Origin of the sequence: Pseudomonas neuropathica (assembly GCF_015461835.1) — a bacterium.
GTDB classification, from domain to species: Bacteria; Pseudomonadota; Gammaproteobacteria; order Pseudomonadales; family Pseudomonadaceae; genus Aquipseudomonas; species Aquipseudomonas neuropathica.
In genome coordinates this window covers 236,180-262,200 of record NZ_JACOPX010000001.1, presented here as the reverse complement: position 1 = coordinate 262,200, position 26,021 = coordinate 236,180, and the positions used below count along the sequence as shown (strand labels likewise).

Genomic DNA, 26,021 nt, shown 5'->3' with positions numbered 1-26,021 from the left:
GAGGCGCTCGAAACAGACGGGCGTCGCGTCGTTATGGCGTCGCGATTTATCGGGCAATCACCACAGGACACTGAGTCAGTCGATGCAGTTTTTATCCGATAGCCATGATTGTGACGGCTGGAAAGGCGAAATGGCCGGGCGCATCTGCGCGTTCGACTGGAGCCATACTGAACTCGGTCCGCTGAACAGTTGGCCGGCCAGCCTGTGCAGCGCGGTGCAACTGATGCTGGCGTCGCCGCTGCCGATGGTCATGCTCTGGGGCCATGCCGGGTACATGATCTACAACGATGCCTATTCGAAATTTGCCGGTGGTCGGCACCCGTATCTACTCGGTGCACCGGTAGAGCTGGGCTGGCCGGAGGTCGCCGATTTCAACCGGCATGTGGTCGATACCTGCCTGGCCGGCGGCACCTTGTCGTTTCGCAATAAAGAGTTGGTGTTGTTGCGCGATGGCGTCCCCGAAGACGTCTGGATGGACCTGTATTACAGCCCGGTGGCCAATGATGACGGCAAGCCGGCCGGGGTGATGGCGATGGTGGTGGAAACCACCGAGTTCATGCACTCCGAACGCCGGCGTCAGGAAGCTGAAAGTGCTTACCGCGCCGACAACGAGCGGGTGCGTCTGGCGCTGAATGCCGGGGCCTTGCTCGGCTCGTTTGTCTGGGACGTGAAAAACAATACGTTGTCGGCAGACGAGCGATTCGCCCGCACGTTCTCCTATCCGCCGGATCAGGATCTTAGCGACCTCCCGCAGGACATCGCCGAGTCGCGCATTCATCCCGATGACGCCGCCTGGGTGCAGGAGCGGGTCGTCCATTCCGTGCAGACCGGTGAGCCGTATAACGCCGAATATCGCGTGCGGCGCAGTGACGGCAGTTATTCCTGGGTGTTGGCCAGTGGCGCCTGTGAGTTCGACGAGCAGGGTGCGCCGTTGCGCTTCCCCGGCGTTCTGATCGACATTCATGAACGCAAGATTGCCGAAGAATCCCTGCTCAAATTTACCCGCAACCTCGAACAGCGCGTGGGCGAAGAGGTCGAGGCGCGGCTGGCGGCTGAAGAGCAGTTGCGCCAGTCACAGAAGCTTGAAGCGATTGGTGGCCTGACCGGCGGCGTCGCCCACGATTTCAATAATCTGTTGCAAGTGATCGCCGGCAATCTGCATCTGCTCGCGCGCCATGAACCGAACAATGCCAACGTGCAGCGCCGCGTCAGCGCCTCGCTGGCCGCGGTCGAACGCGGCGCCAAGCTATCCTCGCAATTGCTTGCGTTCGCCCGGCGCCAGCCTTTGTCGCCGGCGGTGTGCAACCCGCAGCAGATTTTCGAAGGCGTCGGCGAATTACTGCAGCGTGCGCTGAGTGAGACCATTCAGATCGACGTGCAACTGCCGCAAAAGCCGTGGCACATCAACGTCGACCGCAACCAGTTGGAAAACGCCATTCTCAACCTGGCGATCAATGCTCGCGATGCGATGAAGGGCGAGGGCACCATTGCGCTCAGCGCTGCCAACGTGCGACTCGAGCGCGAGTTCTGTGCCGGTAAAGGCATCGTTCCCGGTGAGTATGTTCGCGTCGCGGTCAGTGACTTCGGCGCCGGCATCCCGCCGGAGATTCTCGAGCAAGTATTTGAGCCGTTCTTCACCACCAAGGCTGACGGTCAGGGCACCGGGTTGGGCTTGAGCATGGTGTTTGGCTTCGTCAAACAGAGCGGCGGGCATGTCGAGATCACCAGCACCCTCGGCGAGGGCACACGGGTGCAGTTGTACTTCCCGCGCAGTCTGCGGCCGATCCTTGATGAGGCGCCCAGCCTGCAAAGGCAGCAGAGCGGCGGCCACGAAACGATTCTGGTGGTCGAGGACAACGACGCCGTGCGCGCTTCGGCGGTCGAATTGTTGCGCGAGGAGGGTTATCGCGTGCTGACCGCCGGTCATGGCGATGCGGCCATGCAAATGCTCCTCGAAGGTGTCCAGGTTGATCTGATCTTCACTGACGTGGTCATGCCGGGGCTGATCAAAAGCTCCGACCTGTTCGCTTGGGCCAAGGTGCAGACGCCGCCGGTGGCGGTGCTGTTCACCTCCGGGCACACCCGCGACATCATTTCACGCAATCACCAGTTAAGCCCTGACACGCACTTGCTTGGCAAACCGTACAGCCCGGAAGCCATGTTGCAGATGATTCGGGTGGTGCTCGGTAGCTGAGCGTAGAACATTCCTTCACCAAGGCAGGTCGATGACTTCCAAACGCACCTCCAAAGCGCCCGCCGGCATGGTCCGGGTACGTGGCGCCCGTGAACACAACCTGAAGAACGTTGATGTCGACATTCCCCGCGATGCGCTGGTGGTGTTCACCGGGGTGTCCGGGTCTGGCAAGTCGTCACTGGCGTTCTCGACCTTGTATGCCGAAGCCCAGCGCCGTTACTTTGAGTCGGTGGCGCCGTACGCGCGACGGCTGATCGATCAGGTCGGCGTGCCGGATGTCGACTCCATTGAAGGCCTGCCGCCAGCCGTGGCCCTGCAACAGCAACGCGACACGCCAAGTACGCGCTCGTCAGTGGGTAGCGTGACCACGCTGTCGAGCTTGATCCGTATGCTCTATTCGCGTGCCGGCAGTTATCCGTCGGGGCAACCGATGTTGTATGCCGAGGACTTCTCGCCGAACACCCCGCAAGGCGCGTGCCCGGAGTGCCATGGCTTGGGGCGGATGTATGAAGTCACCGAGGCGCTGATGGTGCCGGACCCGAACCTGACCATCCGCCAGCGCGCGGTGGCGTCCTGGCCGCTGGCGTGGCAGGGGCAGAACCTGCGCGACATCCTTGTGACCATGGGCATCGACGTCGACATCCCGTGGAAAAAGCTGCCGAAAAAGCAGCGCGACTGGATTCTCTTCACCGAAGAAACCCCGACCGTGCCGGTGTACGCCGGGCTGACCCCGGAAGAAACCCGCGTCGCCCTCAAACGCAAGATGGAGCCGAGTTACCAGGGCACCTTCAGCGGCGCCCGGCGCTACATTCTGCACACGTTTACTCACTCGCAAAGTGCGCTGATGAAAAAGCGCGTTTCGCAGTTCATGCTCGGCAGTTCTTGTCCGCTGTGCGATGGCAAACGCCTGAAACGTGAAGCGTTGTCGGTGACGTTTGCCGGGTATGACATCGGCGAGCTGTCGCAGATGCCATTGCTGCAAGTGGCCGAGGTGCTGCGGCCGGTGGCGGCGGCCAGCTACCTCGAACACGCTGAAGAAACCGGCGAGACCTTAAGCCACGCGCAAACCCGCGAGGCCCGCCAGCAGCGCGTGGCCCACGGCGCCAGCGGGCACGGCAGCGCACCAGACGTGCGCCACACGCCAAACCTGTCGCTGGAGAAACGCCTGGCGGCGCAGCGCATCGCCGAGGATCTGCTGGAGCGGGTCAGCACCCTGACCGATCTGGGCCTCGGTTATCTGGCGCTGGAGCGCAGCACCCCGACGCTGTCGTCCGGTGAGTTGCAGCGCTTGCGCCTGGCGACGCAACTGGGCTCGCAATTGTTCGGGGTGATCTACGTGCTCGACGAACCCTCCGCCGGTTTGCACCCGGCCGATGGCGAAGCGTTGTTCGAGGCGTTGCAGCGCTTGAAGGCAGACGGCAATACGTTGTTTGTGGTCGAGCATGATCTGGAAACCATGCGCCGCGCCGACTGGCTGATCGACGTCGGCCCGGCGGCGGGAGAGCAGGGTGGGCAGGTGCTGTACAGCGGCCCGCCGGCAGGTCTGGCCGAGATCGAAGCGTCGCAGACGCGAGCCTATCTGTTTGCCGAATCGCCGCGTCAGACACGCGCCGCGCGCAAACCGACGGCGTGGCTGAAACTTGATGGCATTACCCGCAACAACCTGAACAATCTGAGTGCCGAATTTCCTTTGGGCTGCTTCACCTCGGTGACGGGCGTGTCCGGCTCGGGCAAGTCGAGTCTGGTCAGTCAGGCGTTGCTGGATCTGGTCGGCGCGCAGTTGGGCCGTCCCACGCAGGAAAGCGAGCCGGAAGAACTCAGCCTTGAAGACGACGCACCGCAACTCAGCAGCGGCCAGGTCACGTCGGGGCTGGAGTCGATCAAGCGACTGGTGCAGGTCGATCAGAAACCGATCGGCCGCACGCCACGCTCCAATCTGGCCACTTACACAGGGTTGTTCGATAACGTGCGCAAGCTGTATGCCGCGACCGACGCCGCACGGGCTGCCGGCTACGACGCCGGACAGTTTTCCTTCAACGTCGCCAAGGGCCGTTGCGCCACCTGCGAGGGTGAAGGTTTTGTCAGTGTCGAGTTGTTATTCATGCCCAGTGTCTATGCGCCGTGCCCGACCTGCCATGGCGCACGCTACAACCCGCAGACGCTGGCGATTCTCTGGCAGGGTTTGAGCATTGCGCAGGTGTTGCAACTGACCGTGGAGGAGGCGGTGGAAGTCTTCGCCGAGCAATCGGGGATTCGCCGTTCACTGGAAGTGCTGCGTGACATCGGCCTGGGTTATCTGCGTCTGGGTCAGCCGGCCACCGAGTTGTCCGGTGGCGAAGCGCAGCGGATCAAACTGGCCACCGAATTGCAGCGCAACCAGCACGGCGCGACCTTGTATGTGTTGGACGAGCCGACCACCGGGCTGCATCCGCGCGATGTTGATCGGTTGCTGGAGCAACTGGACACGCTGGTGACGGCGGGGCACACGGTGATTGTCGTTGAGCACGAAATGCGCGTGGTCGCGCAGAGTGACTGGGTGATCGACATTGGACCTGGGGCGGGGGATCAGGGCGGCAGGATTGTCGCTGCCGGCACGCCGCAGAAGGTCGCGGCGAGCAAGAAGAGCAAGACTGCGCCGTTTCTGGCTCGGGCTTTGAGCCGATAGGTGTGTTGGCAGGGCTGACGTCTTCGTCGGAACGCCGCCCGGAGCAAGCTCGCCCACCCATATCCCGCGTGCACGCCGACCCCTGTAGGAGTGAGCCTGCTCGCGATAGCGGGGTGTCAGCCACAGATGAATTGGCTGACCTGACGCCATCGCGAGCAGGCTCACTCCTACAGTGGATCTGTGTTCGACATCAGTTCCTGTGGGTCCTGCAGTCAGGCACTATCGAGCGTGCGGCGGACCTTGTCGAGCAGTTCACTGATCTGAAACGGTTTGACCAGCATGTCCATGCCACTGCCCAGAAACACCTGACGATTGATCGCTGTCTCCGCATACCCGGTCATGAACAGAATCGGCAATCCGGCGCGCCAGCTCCGCGCAACATCCGCCAACGCGCGTCCACTCATGCGCGGCAGGCCGACGTCGGTCAGCAGCAGGTTGATCGATGAGTCGTTCTGCAGCCGTTCCAGCGCCGTTTCGATATCCGCCGCCTGGGTGCAGCGATAACCCGCGTCCTCCAGCACTTCGGTGACAAACATGCGCACCGACGGCATGTCCTCGACAATCAGTACATGTTCGCCAGTGCCTTGCGGATCGACCACGGGTGGGGGAATGTCGGCGCCCGTCGGGTCGGTGGTGGCCGGCAACATGATGGTCACTTCGGTACCGCGTCGCGCCACGCTGCGGATATGCGCGTCACCGCCCGACTGACGGGCGAAACCGTAAATGGTCGACAACCCCAGCCCGGTACCCTGGCCCAACGGTTTGGTGGTGAAAAACGGATCGAAGACTTTATCGATCACGTTGTGCTCGATCCCGGTTCCGTCGTCACGCACTGACAGTGCCACGTAAGCGCCGTCGGCCAGATTCGGATCGCCATGGGAATAGGCGGCGTAGGTGCTGACCCAGATATTGCCGCCCGCTGGCAGCGCATCGCGGGCGTTGATCACCAGATTCAATACCGCGCTTTCCAGCTGCACCGGGTCGACCAGGGCGATCGCCGGTTTGTTGGTCAGCTCAAGCTTGAGGCTGATGCGTTCACCGATGGTGCGCATCAGCAGTTCTTCCAGCGAACGCACGTGATCGTTGATGTCCACCGGCCGCGTATCCAGCGGTTGCTGACGGGCGAAGGCCAGCAAACGATGGGTGAGGGACGCCGCGCTCATCGCTGAATTCAGCGCCGCTTCAGAATAAAACTGCACCTTATCCAGACGTTGATCGGCGACACGCTTCTGGATCAACTCCAGGCTGGTGATGATCCCGGTCAGCAGGTTGTTGAAGTCGTGTGCAATACCGCCGGTGAGCTTGCCCAACGCATCCATTTTTTGCACTTGCAGCAATTGCGCCTCGGCCCGCACACGTTCGGCGGTTTCCTTGGCCAGTTGCGTGGTGGTGTCGTCCAGACGGGCCAGATGCGAACGCTCGCGATGGCGGTGTTCCGTGACGTCTTCGACAAATACCAGGCTCAGTTCGGGCGTGCGGTACGGCGAAATCTGCCACTCGGTTTCACGAATCTCGCCCTGCACGCGCATGTTCAGCGTGCCTTTCCAGCGCTCGCCATCGACCAGGCGCAGGCGCAGTTCATTGAGGATTGCGCTCTGCTCCTCGGCGAAACATTCACGCAGGGTTTGCGGGTCCTGATTGTCGAGAATCAGTTGTGCGAAGGCATGGTTGCATTCGTGCACCTTGAGGCTGGCATCGAGTACGGCAATTGGCGCGGAGACATTGACGAAAATCTCGCGGAACCGCGCTTCACTTTCACGCAGGGCGTTTTCCGTGTCGCGCACCCGCAACAGCGTGCGCAGGGTCGCCAGCAGTACATCCGGGTCCACCGGGTGAATCAGGTAGGCATCGGCGCCGGCATCGAGGCCGGTGATGATGTCACCGGTCTGGATCGACGCCGCGGACACATGGATCACGGGCAGCAGCGCGGTGCGCGCATCAGCGCGCAGAATGCGCACGATATCGAAGCCACTCATGTCCGGCAGATTGACGTCGAGAATCAACGCATCGAGTGCTTCGCTGTCGATCAGCGCGAGCCCGTCGCCGCCGGTCCCGGCCTCAAGGACTTCGTAACCGTGCCGCTCCAGCCGTCGACGCAGGGCGTATCGGGTGGCGACGTTGTCGTCGACGATCAACAGGCGGATGTCACGGTTCATCGACGTTCTCCAGAGCGATCGCCAGTGGAATGATCACGAAGAAAGTCGAGCCGACCCCCGGCGTGCTTTCCAGCCCGACTTCACCGCCGAGCAGGGCCGCGAAGCGTTTGCACAGTGACAGGCCCAGCCCGGTGCCGCGCAGACGTTTCTGCAGCGGCGAGTCGACCTGGGAAAAGTCCTCGAACAATGCACCATGCAGCTCGGCAGCGATACCGATTCCGGTGTCACTGACGGCAAAACGGACCTTGTCCACGCCTTCGAGGCGCGCGGACACCCGCACTTCGCCACGGGTGGTGAACTTCAGCGAGTTGGAAATGAAGTTGCGCAGGATCTGCCCAAGCTTCTTGTCGTCGGTGTACAGGCGCGGCAAACCGATCGGTTCTTCGAAAATCAGGTCCACGGCGGAGGCATCGACGATCGGCCGGAACATCCCGCGCAGTGCCGAGAACAGGTCGAACATGTCGAACCATGCCGGGGAGATGGTGATGCGCCCGGCCTCGATCTTCGCCAGGTCGAGCAGGTCATCGACCATGTTGCTCAACTCGCGGGCAGCGGTGCTGACGAACGCGACCTGCTTGTGTTGTTCAGGGCTGAGCGGGCCGTCGAGTTCGTCGGCGAGCAGGCTGTTGATGCTGAGGATCGAGCCTAAAGGCGTGCGGAATTCGTGGCTCATGTATGACAGGAATCGGCTTTTGAGATCCGAGGCCTGACGCAATTGCTCGGCCTGAGTGTCGAGCTCGGCGTACAGCGCGAGCACGCCCTGATTGGTTTCATCGAGTTCTTCGCGCAGTGCGGCGGATTCGCTCTGCAACTGCGCAATCAACGCGGTCTGTTCGGCGCTGCTCAAAATCGGTGACTCAGCCATGGGCGGCCTCCAGGGCAACGACCAATACTGTTGCATCGTCACGCCCGCGACTGAAGTCGCGGTGCAGGACGCTGGCTATCACAGCGGGGTGGCGATGCACCAGGCCGGGGTAGTCTTGTAGATTCCAACGGGACTGCAAGCCGTCGCTGTACATGATCAATAGATGTCCGTTCACGTGAGCATAGTCAAAAGGCCGGGCTTTTCGGTATTGCACGCCGACGATACCTGGGTGCGAGGCCAGACCGCGCGATTTGTCGGCGGCGATCAGGCTGGCGCCAATATTGCCCACGCCAGCGAAGGTCAGGCTGTCGCGACTGCCGTCGAACTGGGTAAACGCGACGGCGCCGCCACGTGTGCCGATCATGTCGCGATGCATGTCTTCCATCAGCATCACCGGGTCGGCAAACGGTGTCAGGGCAAAGGCTTGCGCCCCCGCACGACCGGCGCGTTCGGCTTCCTCGCCATGCCCGAGGCCATCGATCACCAGTGCGCTGATGCTGGCGCCTTCATACTTCAGGTGCCAAACGTCACCGCACGCCGGATCGTTGTGTAACGAGTGCTGGCTGACGCCATAACGGATATCCGGATCGCGGTCGGTACGCGGGTAAAGACGCGCCAACAGTACCGCGCCACGTGCGTCGGCATAGACGTCAAATACCTCGGTCTGCCGCGAAACTGCGCCGAGGCCGATACCTTGTGTGCCACCGGTGGAAAATCCGTCGGCCATGCAGGCCTCCAGATCAAAGCCCTTAGCGCGATCCACCGCGAGCATTTCGATGCCGAAACCCGTAAGCCGTGGTAATACCCGCAGATGCAGTGCGCCGTGAGTGGCATGTTTGAGCACATTGCTCGCCAGTTCAGTGGCAACCAACGCGACGCGTCCGGCATCGCGCTCATCAAAGCCATGCTGTTCGGCGAGTTGCTGCGCGGTGCGCCGGGCATAACCGATCTGACTGCTGTCTTCGATTGGCAGAACCTGGGTCAGCGACCCGACGATATTCATGTCCATCGGGTGATCGTTATGCGCGTGCCTTTGCCGGGCTCGGTGTCGAGTTCGAACTCTTCAACCAGCCGTTTCGCCCCGGTCAGGCCCAGCCCCATGCCGCTGCCGGAGGTCCAGCCGTCGGTCATCGCCAGTTTGATGTCGGCAATGCCCGGACCTTCATCACGAAACGTCAGGCGCAGACCGACCTTGTGATCCTCATCGAGAATCTGCCAGTCCATGTCGCCGCCGCCCCCGTAAACCATGGTGTTGCGCGCCAGTTCGCTGACCGCCGTGACCATTTTCGTCAGGTCGATCAGGCGCATGCCGCATTCGGTGGCCAGTTTGCGTGCTGTCTGGCGCGCGAGCACAACGTCCTGCTCGATGTGAATGGGTTGAGTACCGCTGCTGCGAACGGTCATTGCCGATCTACTCGTTCCTGCAGCAGCTTCATCCCGCGCTCGACGTTCAATGCCGTGCTGACCCCAGGCAGGGTCAGGCCGAGTTCGACCAGGGTGATTGCCACGGCCGGCTGCATGCCGACCAGCATGGTTTCGGCGTCCATGATTTTCGACAGGCCGGAGATCGTGCTGATCATCCGGCCAATGAACGAGTCGACCATGTCCAGCGCCGAGATGTCGATCAGCACGCCCCGCGCCGAGGTCTTGCTGATGCGCTCGGACAAGTCGTCCTGCAGGGTGAGGGCGAGTTGGTCATGCATATCGACCTGAATGGTCACCAGCAGGAACTTGCCCATCTGGAGAATCGGGATACGTTCCATGCTTATACCGTCTTGACGAGGCTGACACCCAGACGGGTCAGGGCCAGTTTCAATGCGTCGGCCAGATTGGCCTTGGTCACCACGCCTTGCAGGTCGAGACCGAGGTGGACGATGGTTTGCGCGATTTGCGGACGCACACCGCTGATGATGCAGTCGGCGCCCATCAGGCGGATCGCGGTGACGGTTTTCAACAGGTGCTGGGCGACCAGGGTATCGACGGTCGGCACGCCGGTGATGTCGATGATGGCGATTTCCGAACCGGTGTCGACGATGCGTTGCAGCAGCGATTCCATCACCACTTGCGTGCGCTGCGAGTCGAGGGTGCCGATCATCGGCAGCGCGAGCACGCCGTCCCACAGCTTGACCACCGGAGTGGAGAGCTCCAGCAGTTCTTCTTGCTGGCGCTTGATCACCGCTTCACGGGATTTCTGGAAGGTGCGGATGGTGTGCATACCGAAGGCGTCGAGCAGCTCGGAGATTTCCCAGAGTTGTTCGGCGAGCAGCGCAGGCTGGTCTTTGTAATGGCTCTGCAGCAGGTTAAACAGCGGGCCTTTGAGGGCGAAGATGAAACTGGCGGTCTGCTGCGAATCCTGGCCGAGCAGGGCGCGGCTGTGGGACAGTTTTTCGAGAAACTGACGCGTGGTTTCCCAGCCCGGCGCGGCCACATTGGTGCCGTTGTCGTTTTGCAGACCACTGATCACCAGTTGCAGGAATTCGCCGGTTTGTTGCTGTATGTCGTGGCCTTTCAGATTACGCGTGGCACCGCTGGCTTCCAGTCCGTTGACCCATTCACTCAGCAGCTGTGCTTGTTTGTTTTTCATCGCATCGAGTGTGCTGTTCTGCAGTGCTGCCATGTGCCTGTTGCTCCGTCGCGAGTTGGGGGGCGATGGTGAAAAATGACCGCCGCGGAATGATCGACATTTGCCGTTCGAAATAGTTGTTCGTTCTTGCACGTATATTTTTGATCTGGCGCAAGGAACGTCCCGGTAACTCTAGTCGGCGTGGCCGGGTGCGGCGAAGTTTTGAACGTTGACGCGGGGCAGGCTTCGAATCTTCAAGGCCCGGCGTGTTTGCGTCGGGCTTGATTTGACGAGCGAGGTGGTCATGAACGAGCAAAAGAATCAGCAGAGTCAATCTGGCGAACCGATTAACCGCAACGATCCAGCGATTGACCCGCAGGTCCCGGAGCAACCGACGCCGACGCAGCAGCAGGGCGAGGATGATCAGGCGCAGAGTGCCGACCCGGCGGTGGATCAGAAGAACCGGCATACGGACAACGACAACGAGTTCAGTCCGGGCTTCAAACCGCAGCCGGATCGGGCGAAGCCGGGGGAGGAGACGGATGCGGATATTGATACCGATGGCGGTTGATTTTCGGCGGATACGACAGGGCCGCATCTATTGGATGCGGCCTTTTTTTCGCTTTAGTGTGGTGGTGTGGCTGATATCGATCCCCCTCACCCCAGCCCTCTCCCCCAGGGGGGAGAGGGGAAAGGGAGCCGATCTCGGTGCCTTTCAAAAGCTGAGCTCAACTCGAGATCCCAGGTCGGCGGCTGTTCAGAACCTGAGTTCGACTCGAGACTTCAGGTCGAAGTAACCCGAGCATCCAACACGGTCGGCTCCCTCTCCCTCCGGGAGAGGGCTGGGGTGAGGGTAAGGCTTTTACTTGCTCGGATGTTTAGCCTGCAATTCCTTGGCGGCAGCGAGATGTTTTTCCAGCGCCGGCAGCATTTTCTGCGCAAACGCCTTCAATTCAGGGGCGCCTTTAACCTTGTCATCGGTCACGGTATTGGCTTCTTTCTTGAACAACTCAATGGTCTCTTCGTGCGCCTTCACCTGATTATTGGCGTAAGCGGCATCAAAGGACTCCTCGCGCAGGTCGAGGATCTTTTCCTTGGCCTGTTTGACCAGGGTGGTGGTGTCCGGGACTTTGATGTCATTGGCCTTGGCGATGCTCGCCAGTTCATCGTTAGCCTTGCCGTGATCGGTGATCATCATGTTGGCAAACGCTTTGATGTCAGCCGATTGGCTTTTTTCCAGGGCGAGGCGGCTGGTTTCGATTTCGGCAATACCACCGGCAGCGGCGTTATCGACGAAGTCATTGTCAGTCGCAGCGAAAGCGCTGCCCATGCCGCTGCTCAACGCGACAGCCAGAACCAGATGACGCAGGTTGAATCCGTCCATTGGTGTATCTCCACGCAGTTTTTGTTGGTGTTAACCAATGGAGGGAACACCGCGAGCAAAGGTTTGATCGCATTTGCGACAGGGCGACGAACGGGCACCGCTGGTCTGACAGGTGGTCGACAGAACCGTGCAACCGAGGCCATTCTGATAACTGGCCAGCGCAATCGGTCGCGTTGGCCAGCCGATCAACTGACGGAGGTGTTCCATGCCGGTGACCCATGATCTGTTACAGGACTTGAAGCTTACAAAGGAAGAGATCCAGCAAAAACGCACCGCGGATCCACATCTGGATGCACTGATCAACAAGTATTCCCAGGCGGACGCCGAAGTAGTCAAGGCCGAGACTGCCACCTCGGATGCTCCCAGCGACGACACGCTGAAAAAACTCAAAGAGAAGCGCTTGCAGGTCAAAGACAAGATCGTCGAGCAATTACAGGCGCGATCCTGAAACCCGGTTCATCCGCCGACCTGCGGTTGCGGATTGACGGGAACGACAGCCACGACCGGCACCTCGAATGTACAGAGTCTTCCATCCGACTCATTGCGAGGTGCCTTATGAACGATCCCAAATTCCCCAGTGAAGAGCAGGGCGCATTCGACCCGGTTCCCACGCATCCTGAACCGAACAGCCCGGCGCATACCACGGCCAATCCCGACGAGCCGGATGAAGATCTTCCCGAGGACGAAGATCCGGACAAGTTCGACAAGTCCAGCAACTGACAGACCGTCTTCGCGAGCAGGCTCGCTCCCACAGTGGATTGTGTTGAGCCCAAATGCTGTGGTCAGCAAATAACCCTGCGGGAGCGAGCCTGCTCGCGATGGCGTCAGCGCATTCACCACAAAGTTGCCAGATTCACTTCAGGGCCACATCCAATGGCATCCGCGCCATATGCGTCGCCTTCAACGAGCCGAAATACAACCACGGCCCATACTCGCGCACCGTGGTAATCGGCGAATAGTTGCCACTGCTGGCATCCTGCAAATTGGCAATTACCTTGCCCTCCAGATCCAGCCCCAGGACAAACCCGCGCTTCTCCACCGGTTTCGGCAACAGCGTCAACGCCCGCACGATCATCTTGCGCACGAGCGGATGCCCGGCGGTATCGTCGAGCAGAGCATTGCGCGGCGCATACAACGCCACCCAAAACCGATTGCTGCCATTGAACGCCAGGTTGTCCGGCAGCCCCGGCAAGTTATCGATAAACAGGTCGTGAGTGCCGGCTTTCGGCCCGGTCAGCCAATAGCGGCTGATGCGATAGGCACCGGTTTCGTTGACCAGCACATAGGCGTCATCCGGGCCGAGGGTCACGCCGTTGGCGAACTCCAGCTTGTCCAGCAGGACACTGGTTTTGCCGCTCTGGAAGTCATAGCGCAGCAGGCGTCCATCGCCGCCGTGCTCGATGATTGCTTCGCCGTCATGGCCATAACCCCAGCGGCTCGAAGCATCGCTGAAATAGGCGTAATGCCCGGACTTGTCGATGGCGACGTCATCGGTGAACCCGAACGCCAGACCATTGGCCGCCGTGGTCAAAGGCACCAGCTGACCCTGCGCATCAAGGGACAGCAAACCCTTGACCGCATCGGCAATCACCAGCATGCCGTTCGGATGCCGGGCCAGGCCCAGCGGGCGGCCACCGGTGTCGGCGAGTACTTTGCGTTGCTGGCCGTCGAGACTGGTGCGGATCAGTCGGCCGTCGTGCAGCCCGGTGATCAGGAAGTCACTTTCCAGCAGCAAGGCTTCCGGCCCTTCGATGTCGCTCGGCCCGATCTGCGCTGCGCCTTTGAGTTTCTGGTTCTCGGCGTAGAGACCTTCTGTCAGCGATGGCGCTGGCGGCGGCGTCCAGGCCACGGGTTCGACCTTGGTGGGCATCAACAATAAAAAGCCGATGACGATGAGGACCAGCAACAACAGCAGATGTCTCAGCTTCACGCGCTGGCCCTCGCCGAGGCCAGGTAGCGGGCGGCCATGTCGCGCAGCGCCAGCATCGATGCGGCGGATTCGCGCTCGATGCGCCGTTTGAGCAGCAAGCGATTGGCGATGCGCATGCCCAGTCCGTCGAAGCGATAATCCAGCGTGCGCACAAACCGTGTGCCGCTGCCCTCGGGGCTGCATTCATAGGTCAGCAGCAGCGACAAACCATGATCGCCCTGCGCCCGCGCGCACCAGCGCCGGCCGGGCAGGTATTCGGTGACTTCCCAGCGCAAATGGCCCGCGCGCCCGCCGGCATGAATGTCCTCTTCGAAGCGCGCGCCGGCATGCAACGGGCCTTGCGCACCGTCGATTTTCAGCGACGAGGGGTGCCACTCCGGCCAGCGACTGACACTGGCGGCATAGGCCAGCACGGCGATAGGTTCACCAGCGATATCGATCGGGTGTTGCAGGCGGGTCATGGGCATTTTCGAATCGCTCAAAGGGGTGGTTTCCGGCTCCCGGTAAAGGGTGCCAAACAGGTAGTCCATCAGCGGCAAAACGATGTTGAAATTGCGCTCCTGCATGCGCTCGCGGCGGTGATGCAGCTCGTGCAAGTGGCGCATCTGGCGGATCCACGGCAGGCGGGTCAGCGGGTTGTGCGGCGGCAGGTGTTCGCAGGCGTGGAATATCTCGTAAGTCAGATAACCGAGGACCATGCAGCCGCCAAACAACCCGGCCATGTTGGCGTTTACCTGTGCGATCAGCCACCACAGCGGCAGGGTGATCAGCAGTGTGTGCAGCACGATCAGCCACGCGGGGAACAGAATCACTCGCCAGTCGCGGGCGCTGTCGTAGGTCATGTGGCCGGGGGTGAAGAAACTGTGATGATCGCCGGCATGCCGGGCGTAGAACATTTTCGCGAAGGTCTTTTTGTGGTGGCCGAGATGACGATGGACCATGTACACGGCGAAATTGAAAAACAACAGGGTCAACGGCACCGTCAGCCATTCCAGCAGGCTGACCTGCTGCACGCTGCTCCAGAAACCACCAATGGCCAACACACCGAACAGCAGCACGAAGGCGCCGTGCAGCCACGGGTTGTACAGCGGATGAATGGCCGCACGATAGCGGCTGCGAAATGCCTCGGTGGTCTGCCTCACTGCATCACCTGCGGGATTGTTGTTGTACCCGGCAGATTAGCCGATCCGGCCGTATGTGCAGGCCGGACCGCAATGGCACATGCGCCATGATCGGCTGTGAAGCCGCCGCTTCAGCTCAGCGGGTTCCAGCGTTGCGACCAGTCATCATCGGTGCGGATCACTTCGCGCAGCAGATGGAAGGCTTGCTGCAGCGTCGCCGAATCGCGATCGCGTGAGTACACGAGGTAAGTCGGATAGCCGAACTCCGGAGCTTTGGTCACTGCTTCGAGGGCGCCGCTTTCCAGATAGGTGCGGACCACGCGGGTACGGAAATAGCCGCTGCCGCCGTGTTCGAGAATGTACTGCAGGGCCAGCGGGCCGAGGTTGAAACTCAGCGCGGCTTTGGCTTTTTCCGGCAGGGCGGAGTCATGCTGGCGGCGGAAGTCCGGGCCCCAGTCGATGTAGACGTAGGGATCGGGACGATCGGGGGCTCGCACCAGGATCAGTTTTTCTTCCAGCACTTGCTCGACCTGCAAGCCTGGCCAGTATTCCGGCTGGTAGACCAGTGCGGCGTCGAGCACACCGAGTTCGAGTTGGCGCAGGAGGTTTTCGCCGTCGCGAATTTCCATGCGCAGGGCATGCCCCGGAATCTTCTCGCGCAGTTCCGCCGCCCAACTGAGCATCAACGGGTTGCACAGGCTGACTTCGCCGCCGATGTGCAGCACGTTGTGATAGCCCTCGGGCAGCGGCAGGTCGCGGCGCGCGGCTTCCCAGGTTTGCACCAGTTGATTGGCGTAAACCACAAAAGCCTCGCCATTGGGCGTCAGTTTCGCCCCGGCGCGGTTACGCACGAACAGCGTGCTGCCCAGCTGACTTTCGAGTTTCTGCACGCGAGCGGTTATTGCCGTTTGCGTGACGAACAGCTTCTGCGCCGCCGCGGCGAGGCTGCCGTGGCGGACGATTTCCAGAAAGGTGCGAGCGAGATCGATGTCCATGGGCGGGCCGGTGTTTGAGGTGGCGGGCATTGTAAAGGCAAAAGCCCCTCACCCTAACTCTCTCCCGGAGGGAATGGGGACTGACCGAGGTGTCTGGCGTCATACATCGACCTGAAAGATCGCGTCGATTATGGATTCAAAGCAAGACTCTCAGGTCGGTGAAGATCGCCAATATCCCCGGCTCGGTTCCCTCTCCCTTGGGAGAGGGGAAGCAGTCACCGCGAAATCAACTGGCCAACTCAACCGAACGCACCCGCGCCCACTCTTCAATCAACCGCGCCGGCGTGCCACACACCTTGCGTTTGAAGACAAAATTTCGGCACTTCTCGGCAAACTGATTACGGTTGTAGAGCATGTCTTCCTGCATCTCCTGCAGCTCGGTTTCGCGGCATTGCTGGATCAATACCTGATCAACCCGCGCCTTGCGCTCGCGTACCGCCGCGTAAGTCGGATCGCTCACCACGCTGTTGGCCCGTTGCAGCAACCACAGGGCAAACTCGTCCGGGCAGCGCGGGCCGACTTCCTGAACCATGCCCAGTTGCCACGCCTGTACCGCGCTTACCGGCAGGCAAGCCTGGGTCAATTGCTCGGCCATTGCCGGACCGACGGCGCGGGGCAGGCTGTAGGTCCAGTATTCGGAGCCGTACAAGCCCATGCTCTTGTAATGCGGATTGAGCACGATATCGGCGCGGGCAAAGACAATGTCGGCCGCCAGCGCAAGCATCACACCACCGGCGCCCGCGTTGCCGGTAACGCCACTGACCACCAGTTGCCGGGCCGTCAGCAGTTCTGCGCAAACATCATCGATTGCCTGAATGTTCGCCCAGGCTTCGGCGCCAGGATCCTGCGCGGCCTGAATCACGTTCAAATGCACGCCGTTGGAAAAACTGCCGCGCCCACCCTTGATCAACAACACCTGGGTATCACGGGATTTGGCCCAGCGCAGCGCGGCGACCATGCGCTGGCACTGCTCGGTGCTCATGGCGCCGTTGTAGAACTCGAAGGTCAGCTCACCGACGATGCCGGATTCCCGGTAGCGGATCGGTTGATAGGCTTCGTTACTGAACGGCTGCGTGGCGATCGACCAGTCCAGCACAGGCACCTCGGCCAGTTGCCCGGCCAGCACGTGCCGCGCCGGTTGCTTGAAGGTCTCTTCGCCAGGTTGCGGTTTGCGCCGTAGCGCGCCGATCCACAGGCTTTGATCACCGGCGGCGACCAGCACCGCATCGTCATGCACCGCGAGAATCTCGCCGGGCATGCCGCTACGCGAATCCAGGTGCGCGTCGTACACGTAATACTGACCGCCGGCGAGGCTCGCCAACACGCCGGGCTGGCCGTCGGCAGCATCGATGCAGCGTTTGATGAAGCGTGCGCAATCGTGCCAGCTGAAGCTGCGGTCGACCTGTTTCATGTTCGGCTGCAAGCGTCCGCGTACTTTTGTATCGGCATAGTCGAGGGCAACCGGTTCAAACCCTTCGATGAATTTCTCCACCACTTCGCGAATACAACGAATCGCCGCATCACTGACCCGGCCGTTGTACAGCTCGGATTTGCGCAGGCCCGCCGGCAGGTTGAATTCGCAGGTTGCCCACACCGGGCCGGCATCCATTTCCTCAACTGCCTGCAACGCGGTGACGCCCCAGCTTGGCAGTTCATTGGTAATCGCCCAGTCGAGGGCACTGGCGCCCCGATCGCCGACGATACCCGGATGGATGATCACCACTGGCCGTTCGGTGTTGCTCCACAGCGCCTGCGGCACGCGGTCCTTGAGGAACGGGCAGATCACCAGATCCGCGCCGCTGTGTTCGATCTGTTCGCACACGGCCTGTTCATCGGTAAACAGCACAACGCTGGGTGAGTGCCCGGCCTCGCGCAGTTCCAGCCAGGCGCGTTGAGTCAGGCCGTTGAACGCTGACGACAGCAGAATGATGTTGAGTGATCGCATGATTGCTCTTCCTTGAGTGGATTCGGCCGTGGGCTCTCGCTGAGCCGTCCCTGGCCTTCGATTGAGCCGCGAGATTAATCAGTGACCACCCACGCGCCAGTGATCGAGGTCAACGTTCTGTCAGCCAATGTTTCTGCGGCGACCAAGCTCCTTATATTCAATGGTTTGAATCTGGTTATTTTTTATTGCTTAAAGTGTGGCCGGGGCTGCTGCGCAGTCGCGCCTGGCTTAGAGCCAGACGGGCGGCAGTGGTGGCTGGATGTGAGTGATCACTGCGGCGGCTGATGGCAGGATTTTTGTGTTTACGTCCTACGGAAAATGCAGGGTTTTGCGGCAAGCAGGGGATATTTCCGACGACCTTTTCAGGTTGGTCGTCGGAAGCGCGATCTATAGCATCGGTCCTGACATTGAAGTCGCTGAGCGGCTTGAACGCTCAGGCTAACGGATCAAGGATTAATTATGCGTACCCCACACATTGAGCATGAAACCTCTGTTTATTCCCTGCGCAATTTCTGGATCGACGATCGCGCCAGATGCCCCATGGAGGATATCGCGATGCCCACACCAAAAGCGCCCCGGCTGACGGGGCTGAAGAAGGTCGCGGGCAAGCCTGTCGATCTGCTCGTGAACGGCCAGAACATCGGTGACGATGCCCTGCTGATCATCCGCCTAACCGACGAGGGCTTTGAGCTGAGCGATGTCGTCAACATGCTTTCAACTTGCGAGTTGTATCTGCGTGAAGACATGGTCAAACGTATCACCGGCAAGTCTGTAAGAACCGTGCGCCGGCTCATGAAGGAAGGCAAACCGGTACGGCTTGACCCGCAGCAGAGTGTCGTCGCCTACCAATATGCGCTGGTACTGGAGATGGCCACTCGGGCATTCGCCGGGCAATCGCGGGCGGAGGCTTGGCTGCAGAAACCCAGCCCTTATCTGAGCGGCCGCGTACCGTTGGAATTTATCCGACATCCACTGGGTTTCCAGATGGTGGAACAATATTTGTGGCAGATCATGTCCGGGGTTTACCCATGAATCCCTTGCCTTGGGACGAGCACTGGTATGCCTGGCGGCTGGATCCCGAGGTTTACGGGACTACGTGGGACAGGGGGATAGGTTCAGAACTGAATGGAGGTCGATGGAATGTGCCTGGCCGGCGAGTCGTTTATGCATCAGTCGATCCGTCTTCGGCCATTCTGGAGGTGGCAGCCAATAACAGTTTTGATGCGCTCGACAGTGAGCCGTACGTGCTGACGTGCTTTGAAGTCATCAGCGATGCCAAGGTCAGAATCGTGCAGCCGGAAGAGGTGCCGAATCCGTACTGGTTAAGCCCCGCCCGACCTTCACCCAATCAGCAGTTGTTTGCCGAGGCGCTGCTGGCCGAACATCCGTTTGTGCTGATCCCCTCGGCGGCGACTCGGTATTCCTGGAATCTGCTGGTGAGCTGCGAGCTGGCAGAGGGGCAGTTCAAAATGGTCTCTCAAGAAAGGTTTGGCCTGGATACCCGGTTGTTGAAGGACATGGCATTGGCCTGACAAGCAAAGATGCTGTTCATGATTCAGTTTTTACCCGTCAAATTACCTTTGAGCCTGGCCTTGCGGCTGGCCATGAACACGCTGCCGGCCATTGCCGTCGAAGGCATGGCAACAGAATGTGGGAGCGGGAATGCGCAGTAAATTTGAGCGCGCGAATGAAAAAATCCCGCCATGAAGGCGGGATTCTTATGCCGCTGAACGTCGCTATTACGACGGGAACAGCTCGGACAGTTTCATCGACAGCATCATGTCGCCTTCAACGCGCAGCTTGCCGCCCATGAACGCCTGCATGCCGTCGGTTTCGCCGCTGACGATACCTTTCAGGGTTTCGCTATCCAGTACCAGCGTGCAGTTGGCGTCCGGGTTCTCGCCTTCCTGGATATCGCAGGTGCCGTCTTTGACGATCAGCGAGTACTGCTTGTCTTCGTCAGTGATGTTGAAACCGAAAACCAGATCCAGACCGGCAGCAGCGGCTGGGTTGAACTTGGCTTGCATTGCTTTTACGGCATCGGCTACGGAGGTCATGGTTCGATCCTTATGAGGTTGATTACAGCAAGGTTCACAGTTAACCGGACTCAACGGAAAGTGATGAGTTCCGGAGCCTTCAACAGTTGCAGATGTGCATGACTGTTAAAGGAAGCCAAAGCCACCTCGCGACCGCGGAACTTCAGCTGGTTGAGCGAGGTGTTGACGATTTGCCAGTTCAATTCAAAGGCCTGTCTGGCAGGCATTTGCGTAATGAGGTGGAGCAGGGCGGTGATGGTGCCGCCGGAGGTGAACACGGCGATTTTCTGTTTGTCGCCAGCCTGTTCAAGAATTCGCTGCAGCCCGGCCTGAACCCGTTCGACGAAACCCAGCCAGCTTTCCAGCCCCGGCGTGTCAAAAGTGCCGGCCAGCCAGCGCTCGATGATCAAGGCGAAAATCCGTTGGAATTCGCCACGGTTCTGTGCGGCGTTGCGCAGGATGTCGAGGGCTTCCGGCTCGTCCGCCAGCATGTCCGGGAGCAGCGCGCGAATGACCGCGTCGGCATCGAATTCGTTGAACGCAGAATCGGTTTCCAGGGTCGGCACCGGCAGGCCTTTGGCGGCGTATTGCGCCAGCGCGCTGGTGGCCGTGTGCTGTTGGCGACGCAGGTCACCGGCGAGGCAGCGATCGAAGCTGATGCCCAGTTCAGCGAGGTGCTGACCGAGGATTTCTGCCTGACGCACACCGGTCGGCGACAGGACGTCATAGTCGTCTGCACCAAAGGAGGCCTGGCCATGTCGAATCAAGTAGATGCTGCCCACGTCCGCGTCATCCCGGTACGTTGAAGGTTGTGGCGAGGTTATGAGGATGACGGGTAGCTGTCAATGAAAAAACATACGCTTGTTTGAAATGCCCGTTACAGGGGTGTTGCCAGAGGTTTCACGGCTGGCCGACAAGCTGACGCATGGGTATGCTGGAGCCATCCCGCGTGTGTCTCACTTCCGCGCATCGTTTAAGGAGTCTTTGTGGAGTTTTTCACCGAATACGCCAGCTTCCTGGCCAAGACCGTCACCCTGGTAGTCGCCATTCTGGTGGTGCTTGCCAGTTTTGCCGCATTGCGCAGCAAGGGCCGGCGCAAATCGGCCGGTCAGTTGCAGGTCAGCAAACTCAATGATTTCTACAAGGGCTTGCGTGAGCGCCTGGAGCAGACGTTGCTCGACAAGGATCAGCTCAAGGCTTTGCGCAAGGGCGAGGCCAAGTCCGAGAAAAGCGCGAAAAAGCAGAAGAAACAGCCTGAAGACAAATCGCGTGTGTTCGTGCTGGATTTCGACGGCGACATCAAGGCCTCGGCCACTGAAAGCCTGCGCCATGAAATCACCGCACTGCTGACGCTCGCCACGCCAAAGGACGAAGTGGTCCTGCGTCTGGAAAGCGGCGGCGGCATGGTTCACAGCTATGGTCTGGCATCCTCGCAACTGGCGCGTATCCGCGAGGCCGGCGTACCGTTGACCGTGTGCATCGACAAGGTCGCGGCCAGCGGCGGCTACATGATGGCGTGCATCGGCGAGAAGATCATCAGCGCGCCGTTCGCGATTCTCGGCTCGATCGGCGTGGTTGCACAGCTGCCCAACGTCAACCGCTTGCTGAAGAAACACGACATCGACTTTGAAGTCCTCACCGCCGGTGAGTACAAGCGCACCCTGACCGTGTTTGGCGAAAACACCGAGAAGGGCCGGGAGAAGTTTCAGGAAGACCTGGACATCACCCATCAACTGTTCAAGAACTTCGTGGCCCGCTATCGCCCGCAACTGGCGATTGACGATGTGGCCACCGGTGAAGTCTGGCTCGGCGTCGCCGCGCTGGATAAGCAATTGGTCGATGAACTCAAGACCAGCGATGAGTACCTCGCAGATCGGGCGAAAAAAGCCGAGGTCTATCACCTGCACTACGCCGAGCGCAAAAGCCTGCAGGAGCGTATCGGCATCGCCGCCAGCGGTTCGGTAGACCGTGTGCTATTGAGCTGGTGGAGTCGGCTGACCCAGCAGCGCTTCTGGTAAATCGAGCAGGCATAAAAAAACGCCGGTCACATGACCGGCGTTTTTTTGTCCGCAGCAAACCTTCAGCGGCGACGGAACAGCGGCAGCGGTTCGTCGGTGGCGGCCTGATAGGTCACCGAAAAGTCCTTGAGACCTTCCAAAGCTTCGTACGGGTCTTTGTCCGCACGCACGGCAAAGGCGTCGAAACCACAGCGGTGCATGTAGAACAGCTGATCGCGCAGCACGTCGCCAATCGCCCGCAGTTCACCTTTGAAACCGTAACGGTCGCGCAGCAGGCGGGCGTTGGAGTAGTTGCGGCCGTCAGTGAACGCCGGGAAATTCAGGGCAATCACCTGAAACTCAGCCACGTCGTCACCGATTTCCTCGGCTTCTTCGTCGGCGTCCAGCCAGACACCCAGACCACCGTCGCGAGCCTTGAGCATGCGACTATGTTCACGCCACAGCTGCAGCGGCACGATCAGGTCGTCGCAGTTGCTGATTTCGTCGATGTTGAAATCCTTGGGCAGCAAGTGCCAGGTTTCGTCGACGACCGCGTTGTTCTTAATGATTCGCTGCATAGACGCGTTCCTTGAAGAGGTCGATGCCAATACGCTGGTAGGTGTCGATGAAGCGCTCGTCTTCAGTACGTTGTTCAACGTACACGTCGATCAGCTTCGAGATCACGTCCGGCATGGCTTCCTGGGCGAAGGACGGGCCGAGGATCTTGCCCAGGCTCGCATCACGGCTGGCACTGCCGCCGAGGGAAACCTGATAGAACTCTTCGCCTTTCTTGTCCACCCCGAGGATTCCGATGTGGCCGACGTGGTGGTGACCACAGGCGTTCATGCAACCGGAGATGTTCAGGTCCAGTTCACCGATGTCGAACAGATAGTCGAGGTCGTCGAAGCGACGCTGGATCGACTCGGCAATCGGGATCGACTTGGCGTTGGCCAGCGAGCAGAAGTCACCGCCAGGGCAGCAAATGATGTCGGTCAGCAGGCCGATGTTCGGCGTGGCGAAACCGCCTTCACGTAGCTCACCCCACAGGGCAAACAACTGGCTTTGCTCGACGTCGGCAAGAATGATGTTCTGCTCGTGCGAGGTGCGCAGTTGACCAAAGCTGTAGCGGTCGGCCAGATCGGCGACGGCGTCGAGCTGCTTGTCGGTGATGTCGCCCGGGGCAACGCCGGTCGGCTTCAGCGACAGGGTCACGGCCACGTAGCCCGGCTTTTTGTGCGCCAGGGTGTTGCGGGTGCGCCAGCGGGCGAAGCCTGGATGCTCTTTGTCCAGCTCGGCCAGTTGCGCGGTCTGGTTGTCCAGCGCCTTGTAGTCCGGGTCGACGAAGTGCTTGGCGACGCGATGCAGTTCGGCTTCGGTCAGTGTGGTCTGGCCACCGCGCAGGTGTTCCATTTCCGCATCGACTTTCTGCGCAAACACTTCCGGCGTGAGGGCTTTGACGAGGATCTTGATCCGCGCCTTGTATTTGTTGTCGCGACGGCCGTAGCGGTTGTACACACGCAGGATGGCGTCGAGGTAGCTCAACAGATCCTGCCACGGCAGGAATTCGTTGATGAACGCGCCGACCACCGGAGTACGGCCGAGGCCACCGCCAACCAATACGCGGAAACCCAGCTCGCCGGCGGCGTTGTGCACCGGCTCAAGGCCGATGTCGTGGACTTCAATGGCCGCACGGTCAGCGGTCGAACCGTTGACGGCGATCTTGAACTTACGCGGCAGGTAGGCGAACTCCGGGTGGAACGTGGTCCACTGACGGACGATCTCGCACCATGGGCGCGGGTCGATCACTTCGTCCGCAGCGACACCGGCGAACTGGTCGGTGGTGACGTTGCGCAGGCAGTTGCCGCTGGTCTGGATCGCGTGCATCTGCACGGTGGCCAGTTCAGCCAGAATGTCCGGGATGTCTTCCACCGCCGGCCAGTTGAACTGCACGTTCTGCCGCGTACTGATGTGGGCGTAGCCCTTGTCGTAGTCGCGGGCAATCTTGGCCATCATGCGCACCTGACGCGAAGTCAGTTGGCCGTAAGGTACCGCCACACGCAACATCGGCGCGAAGCGCTGGATGTACAGGCCATTTTGCAGGCGCAGGGGGCGGAATTCTTCTTCGCTCAGCTCACCTGCCAGATAGCGTCGGGTCTGATCACGGAACTGCTTGACGCGGTCCTCGATGATCCGCTGATCGTACTCGTCGTATACGTACATATAAGTCCTGTTCTCAGGCTTGGGCCATTCGGAGTAGCACTGCGTTTTCGCTTGCTGGAGTCCGATTGTGCCTCTGCAATTCTGCGCGCACGGCCGCGCACTCCCTAACGGAGCCGGGGCAATATACCCGTTTGCAGTTATGCGCAAAAGTGATGTTTGAGTATATGTAAAGAACCAAATCGCCTAACGAGAATGGCTGTCAACTAACCCACATTTGTCGTGCGGACAATCATCGTCTTAACTGTGGTCGAGTCTTTCTGCAATCACCGATAAAACCGACAAGAGGCGATGCAATGAGCAATCCGACCAAGGCAAGAAAAAGCGACAGCAGTGTCGATGCGTGGGCCATTTTGTTCCTGATCATTCTCGTAGTAGGGACAGCGGTATTCTGGGTCAGTCATCAGTAAACGACCCATCCGGGCCCGCTTCCGACAGATTGTCGGACAAAAAACGGGATCAGGCATCAATAGCCGATGGAACGAGGGCTATAATGCGCGGCCATTTTTCCTTGGGCCTGGATGCTTCATGTTCAAGTTTGTCCACATCAGTCTTCTGTTGTTCGGCGCGCTGTTTCAGACCGGCGCGCGGGCAGAGTCTGTGCTGTTTTTGAATCCGGGCTCGACGCAGGAAGCGTTCTGGGTCAGCTATTCGCAGTTCATGCAGGCGGCCGCCCATGATCTGGGCATCGATCTGCAGATTCTCTATTCCCAACGTCAGCCCGAACTGACCCTGGCTCAGGCGCGCATCGCGTTGCAGGGGCCGAATCGTCCCGAGTACCTGGTGTTCGTCAACGAACAATACGTCGCCCCGCAAATTCTGCGTCTGGCCGAGAACAGCGGCGTGAAGCTGTTCATGGTCAACGCGGCGCTGACACCTGACCAGCAAGCGCTGGTCGGTGAGCGGAACGACCGCATCGGCAGCCTGGTGCCGAACGACGAGGAGGGCGGTTACCTGATGATGAAGGAACTGATCCGTCTGCATCCGCCGACGCCCGCTGCTGAGCCGATTGAAGTGTTGGCGTTCTCCGGGTTGAAGGTCACCCCCTCGGCACAATTGCGCGAGCGCGGCATGCAGCGGGCGTTGGCCGAACATCCACAGATGCGTCTGCGGCAATTGGTCTACAGCGGCTGGACCCAAGAGCGCGCCTATGAGCAGGCCAAACAGCTGTTTGCCCGCTACCCGAAGGTGTCGCTGGTGTGGTCGGCCAATGATGAAATGGCCTTCGGCGCGATGCGCGCTTACGCCGAGACCGGCAAAGTCCCAGGCAAAGATGCCTTGTTCAGTGCGGTCAATACCTCACCGGCGGCCTTGCAGGCGTTGGTTGACGGGCGCCTGAGCTCGCTGGTCGGCGGGCATTTCACCCTGGGCGGCTGGGCGTTGGTCGAGTTGCATGATGTTGAGCAAGGCGTCGATTTGAATCGCTACGGCGGCCGTGACCGGCAGATTCCCTTGTTGCAATTGATCGACAAACCGCACGCCCGGCAAATGCTGGCCATGGGCACGTCGCCTGACTACGGCGTGAATTTCCGCAGGCTCTCGGCCAAGGGGCAACCGGCGTCGTATCGCTACCCGTTCACCTTGCAGACACTGATGCGCTGACCGCGTCAGCCCCCGGCAAAATGCAGCACCAGTTTGACGATGGCAAACAGCGTCAGCGCAAACACCGCCGTGAACAGAATGCCCAGCATCACGAAATGGCTGGGTTTGCCATGGGTGAAGTCCCTTGCCCGGTTCTTGCCGCTCTGCACCCCGAACGCCGCCGCCATCACGCTGTGCAGCATCTGCCAGAAGGTCGGCGGTTTGTTGTCGACTGGATCGTCCATAAATCCCTCCGCTGAAAGTTGTGCCTCTCAAGCATAGTCAAATAGCGCTCGGCTGTTCGCAGACACGTCGTTACAACTGCTATAACCCTGTACCGCTCAACCCACCGATACAAGTGATGTGCTGTCG

General features: G+C 60.2%; 26 protein-coding genes. 10 read left to right on the top strand and 16 right to left on the bottom strand.

Translation table 11 applies throughout. The annotated features are described in order from the left end of the window. Positions 1-82 precede the first annotated feature (82 nt). Together H8F23_RS01055 and H8F23_RS01050 are read left to right on the top strand one after the other, a co-directional pair. Entirely contained in the window at positions 83-2,194 is a 2,112-nt protein-coding gene (locus H8F23_RS01055) for a hybrid sensor histidine kinase/response regulator (protein ID WP_194933101.1), read from the top strand. Between the two features lie 31 nt (positions 2,195-2,225). Further along, positions 2,226-4,859, top strand: a complete 2,634-nt coding sequence (locus tag H8F23_RS01050) for an excinuclease ABC subunit UvrA (RefSeq protein ID WP_194933100.1) — start codon at positions 2,226-2,228, stop codon at positions 4,857-4,859. Positions 4,860-5,071: 212 nt separating this feature from the next. Here the strand turns inward: H8F23_RS01050 and H8F23_RS01045 are convergent, their stop codons facing one another. From H8F23_RS01045 to H8F23_RS01020, 6 genes are read right to left on the bottom strand one after another with little or no spacing between them, the layout of a single operon-like run. Beyond that, positions 5,072-7,015: a response regulator gene (locus H8F23_RS01045; RefSeq protein WP_194933099.1), complete on the bottom strand. Its 1,944-nt coding sequence runs from the start codon at positions 7,013-7,015 to the stop codon at positions 5,072-5,074. After that, on the bottom strand, positions 7,005-7,880 hold the full coding sequence (locus tag H8F23_RS01040) for a sensor histidine kinase (RefSeq protein ID WP_194933098.1): 876 nt from the start codon (positions 7,878-7,880) through the stop codon (positions 7,005-7,007). Before H8F23_RS01040 ends, H8F23_RS01045 begins: the two co-directional genes overlap by 11 nt. After that, on the bottom strand, positions 7,873-8,883 hold the full coding sequence (locus H8F23_RS01035; protein ID WP_194933251.1) for an ATP-binding protein: 1,011 nt from the start codon (positions 8,881-8,883) through the stop codon (positions 7,873-7,875). The genes H8F23_RS01040 and H8F23_RS01035 overlap by 8 nt, the downstream gene beginning before the upstream one ends. Further along, a complete protein-coding gene (locus H8F23_RS01030) occupies positions 8,880-9,284 on the bottom strand; it encodes an anti-sigma regulatory factor (protein WP_003225570.1) in 405 nt (134 codons plus the stop codon). The genes H8F23_RS01035 and H8F23_RS01030 overlap by 4 nt, the downstream gene beginning before the upstream one ends. Next, positions 9,281-9,643 (bottom strand): STAS domain-containing protein, encoded by a 363-nt coding sequence (locus H8F23_RS01025; protein ID WP_007912539.1) that lies wholly within the window; start codon positions 9,641-9,643, stop codon positions 9,281-9,283. The genes H8F23_RS01030 and H8F23_RS01025 overlap by 4 nt, the downstream gene beginning before the upstream one ends. 2 nt (positions 9,644-9,645) lie before the next feature. Then, complete coding sequence (locus tag H8F23_RS01020; RefSeq protein WP_194933097.1) at positions 9,646-10,497, bottom strand: STAS domain-containing protein; 852 nt, start codon at positions 10,495-10,497, stop codon at positions 9,646-9,648. A 250-nt stretch (positions 10,498-10,747) separates the two neighbouring features. Between H8F23_RS01020 and H8F23_RS01015 the strand changes: the two genes are divergently transcribed. Further along, positions 10,748-11,014 (top strand): hypothetical protein, encoded by a 267-nt coding sequence (locus tag H8F23_RS01015; protein WP_194933096.1) that lies wholly within the window; start codon positions 10,748-10,750, stop codon positions 11,012-11,014. Positions 11,015-11,305: 291 nt separating this feature from the next. On the opposite strand, the gene H8F23_RS01010 is transcribed toward H8F23_RS01015, so the two are convergent. Continuing rightward, entirely contained in the window at positions 11,306-11,827 is a 522-nt protein-coding gene (locus H8F23_RS01010; RefSeq protein ID WP_194933095.1) for a DUF4142 domain-containing protein, read from the bottom strand. A gap of 205 nt (positions 11,828-12,032) precedes the next feature. Here H8F23_RS01010 and H8F23_RS01005 point away from each other — a divergent pair, with 205 nt between their 5' ends. Together H8F23_RS01005 and H8F23_RS01000 are read left to right on the top strand one after the other, a co-directional pair. Further along, positions 12,033-12,275 (top strand): YdcH family protein, encoded by a 243-nt coding sequence (locus tag H8F23_RS01005; protein WP_077573170.1) that lies wholly within the window; start codon positions 12,033-12,035, stop codon positions 12,273-12,275. A 107-nt stretch (positions 12,276-12,382) separates the two neighbouring features. Beyond that, positions 12,383-12,547, top strand: coding sequence for a hypothetical protein (locus tag H8F23_RS01000; RefSeq protein WP_194933094.1), 165 nt, complete (start codon positions 12,383-12,385; stop codon positions 12,545-12,547). Positions 12,548-12,680: 133 nt separating this feature from the next. On the opposite strand, the gene H8F23_RS00995 is transcribed toward H8F23_RS01000, so the two are convergent. The 4 genes from H8F23_RS00995 to H8F23_RS00980 form a co-directional block, all read right to left on the bottom strand. Next, positions 12,681-13,757 (bottom strand): SMP-30/gluconolactonase/LRE family protein, encoded by a 1,077-nt coding sequence (locus tag H8F23_RS00995; protein WP_194933093.1) that lies wholly within the window; start codon positions 13,755-13,757, stop codon positions 12,681-12,683. Next, positions 13,754-14,899: a sterol desaturase/SRPBCC family protein gene (locus H8F23_RS00990; RefSeq protein WP_194933092.1), complete on the bottom strand. Its 1,146-nt coding sequence runs from the start codon at positions 14,897-14,899 to the stop codon at positions 13,754-13,756. The genes H8F23_RS00995 and H8F23_RS00990 overlap by 4 nt, the downstream gene beginning before the upstream one ends. Positions 14,900-15,009: 110 nt before the next feature. Next, positions 15,010-15,873, bottom strand: coding sequence for a LysR family transcriptional regulator (locus H8F23_RS00985; RefSeq protein ID WP_194933091.1), 864 nt, complete (start codon positions 15,871-15,873; stop codon positions 15,010-15,012). A gap of 226 nt (positions 15,874-16,099) precedes the next feature. After that, positions 16,100-17,818 carry a hydrogenase maturation protein gene (locus tag H8F23_RS00980; RefSeq protein WP_194933090.1) on the bottom strand — a complete coding sequence of 573 codons (1,719 nt, stop codon included), beginning with the start codon at positions 17,816-17,818 and terminating at the stop codon, positions 16,100-16,102. 555 nt (positions 17,819-18,373) lie between these two features. Here H8F23_RS00980 and H8F23_RS00975 point away from each other — a divergent pair. Genes H8F23_RS00975 through H8F23_RS29025 form a run of 3 tightly spaced genes read left to right on the top strand, consistent with a single transcriptional unit; the run spans position 18,374 to position 19,491 of the window. Next, positions 18,374-18,850 carry an MbcA/ParS/Xre antitoxin family protein gene (locus tag H8F23_RS00975; protein ID WP_194933250.1) on the top strand — a complete coding sequence of 159 codons (477 nt, stop codon included), beginning with the start codon at positions 18,374-18,376 and terminating at the stop codon, positions 18,848-18,850. Next, positions 18,847-19,350 carry an RES family NAD+ phosphorylase gene (locus H8F23_RS00970; RefSeq protein WP_194933089.1) on the top strand — a complete coding sequence of 168 codons (504 nt, stop codon included), beginning with the start codon at positions 18,847-18,849 and terminating at the stop codon, positions 19,348-19,350. The genes H8F23_RS00975 and H8F23_RS00970 overlap by 4 nt, the downstream gene beginning before the upstream one ends. 18 nt (positions 19,351-19,368) lie before the next feature. Next, the gene (locus H8F23_RS29025) at positions 19,369-19,491 is read left to right on the top strand and encodes a hypothetical protein (protein ID WP_267464060.1); all 123 of its coding nucleotides are present in this window, start codon (positions 19,369-19,371) and stop codon (positions 19,489-19,491) included. Between the two features lie 66 nt (positions 19,492-19,557). Here H8F23_RS29025 and H8F23_RS00965 read toward each other — a convergent pair whose 3' ends face one another. Together H8F23_RS00965 and H8F23_RS00960 are read right to left on the bottom strand one after the other, a co-directional pair. Next, positions 19,558-19,875: an SCP2 sterol-binding domain-containing protein gene (locus tag H8F23_RS00965; RefSeq protein WP_007912567.1), complete on the bottom strand. Its 318-nt coding sequence runs from the start codon at positions 19,873-19,875 to the stop codon at positions 19,558-19,560. Positions 19,876-19,925: 50 nt separating this feature from the next. Then, positions 19,926-20,636 (bottom strand): histidine phosphatase family protein, encoded by a 711-nt coding sequence (locus H8F23_RS00960; RefSeq protein WP_186624538.1) that lies wholly within the window; start codon positions 20,634-20,636, stop codon positions 19,926-19,928. A gap of 204 nt (positions 20,637-20,840) precedes the next feature. Between H8F23_RS00960 and sohB the strand changes: the two genes are divergently transcribed. Then, a complete protein-coding gene (gene sohB / locus H8F23_RS00955) occupies positions 20,841-21,872 on the top strand; it encodes a protease SohB (RefSeq protein ID WP_194933088.1) in 1,032 nt (343 codons plus the stop codon). 62 nt (positions 21,873-21,934) lie between these two features. Here sohB and H8F23_RS00950 read toward each other — a convergent pair whose 3' ends face one another. Further along, entirely contained in the window at positions 21,935-22,429 is a 495-nt protein-coding gene (locus H8F23_RS00950; protein WP_194933087.1) for a DUF934 domain-containing protein, read from the bottom strand. Next, positions 22,413-24,071: a nitrite/sulfite reductase gene (locus H8F23_RS00945; RefSeq protein ID WP_194933086.1), complete on the bottom strand. Its 1,659-nt coding sequence runs from the start codon at positions 24,069-24,071 to the stop codon at positions 22,413-22,415. Before H8F23_RS00945 ends, H8F23_RS00950 begins: the two co-directional genes overlap by 17 nt. Before the next feature lie 525 nt (positions 24,072-24,596). On the opposite strand from H8F23_RS00945, the gene H8F23_RS00940 reads away from it, so the two are divergent. After that, positions 24,597-25,670: an ABC transporter substrate-binding protein gene (locus H8F23_RS00940; protein ID WP_194933085.1), complete on the top strand. Its 1,074-nt coding sequence runs from the start codon at positions 24,597-24,599 to the stop codon at positions 25,668-25,670. A gap of 5 nt (positions 25,671-25,675) precedes the next feature. Here H8F23_RS00940 and H8F23_RS00935 read toward each other — a convergent pair whose 3' ends face one another. Next, positions 25,676-25,894, bottom strand: a complete 219-nt coding sequence (locus H8F23_RS00935) for a DUF2970 domain-containing protein (protein WP_194933084.1) — start codon at positions 25,892-25,894, stop codon at positions 25,676-25,678. Positions 25,895-26,021 lie beyond the last annotated feature (127 nt).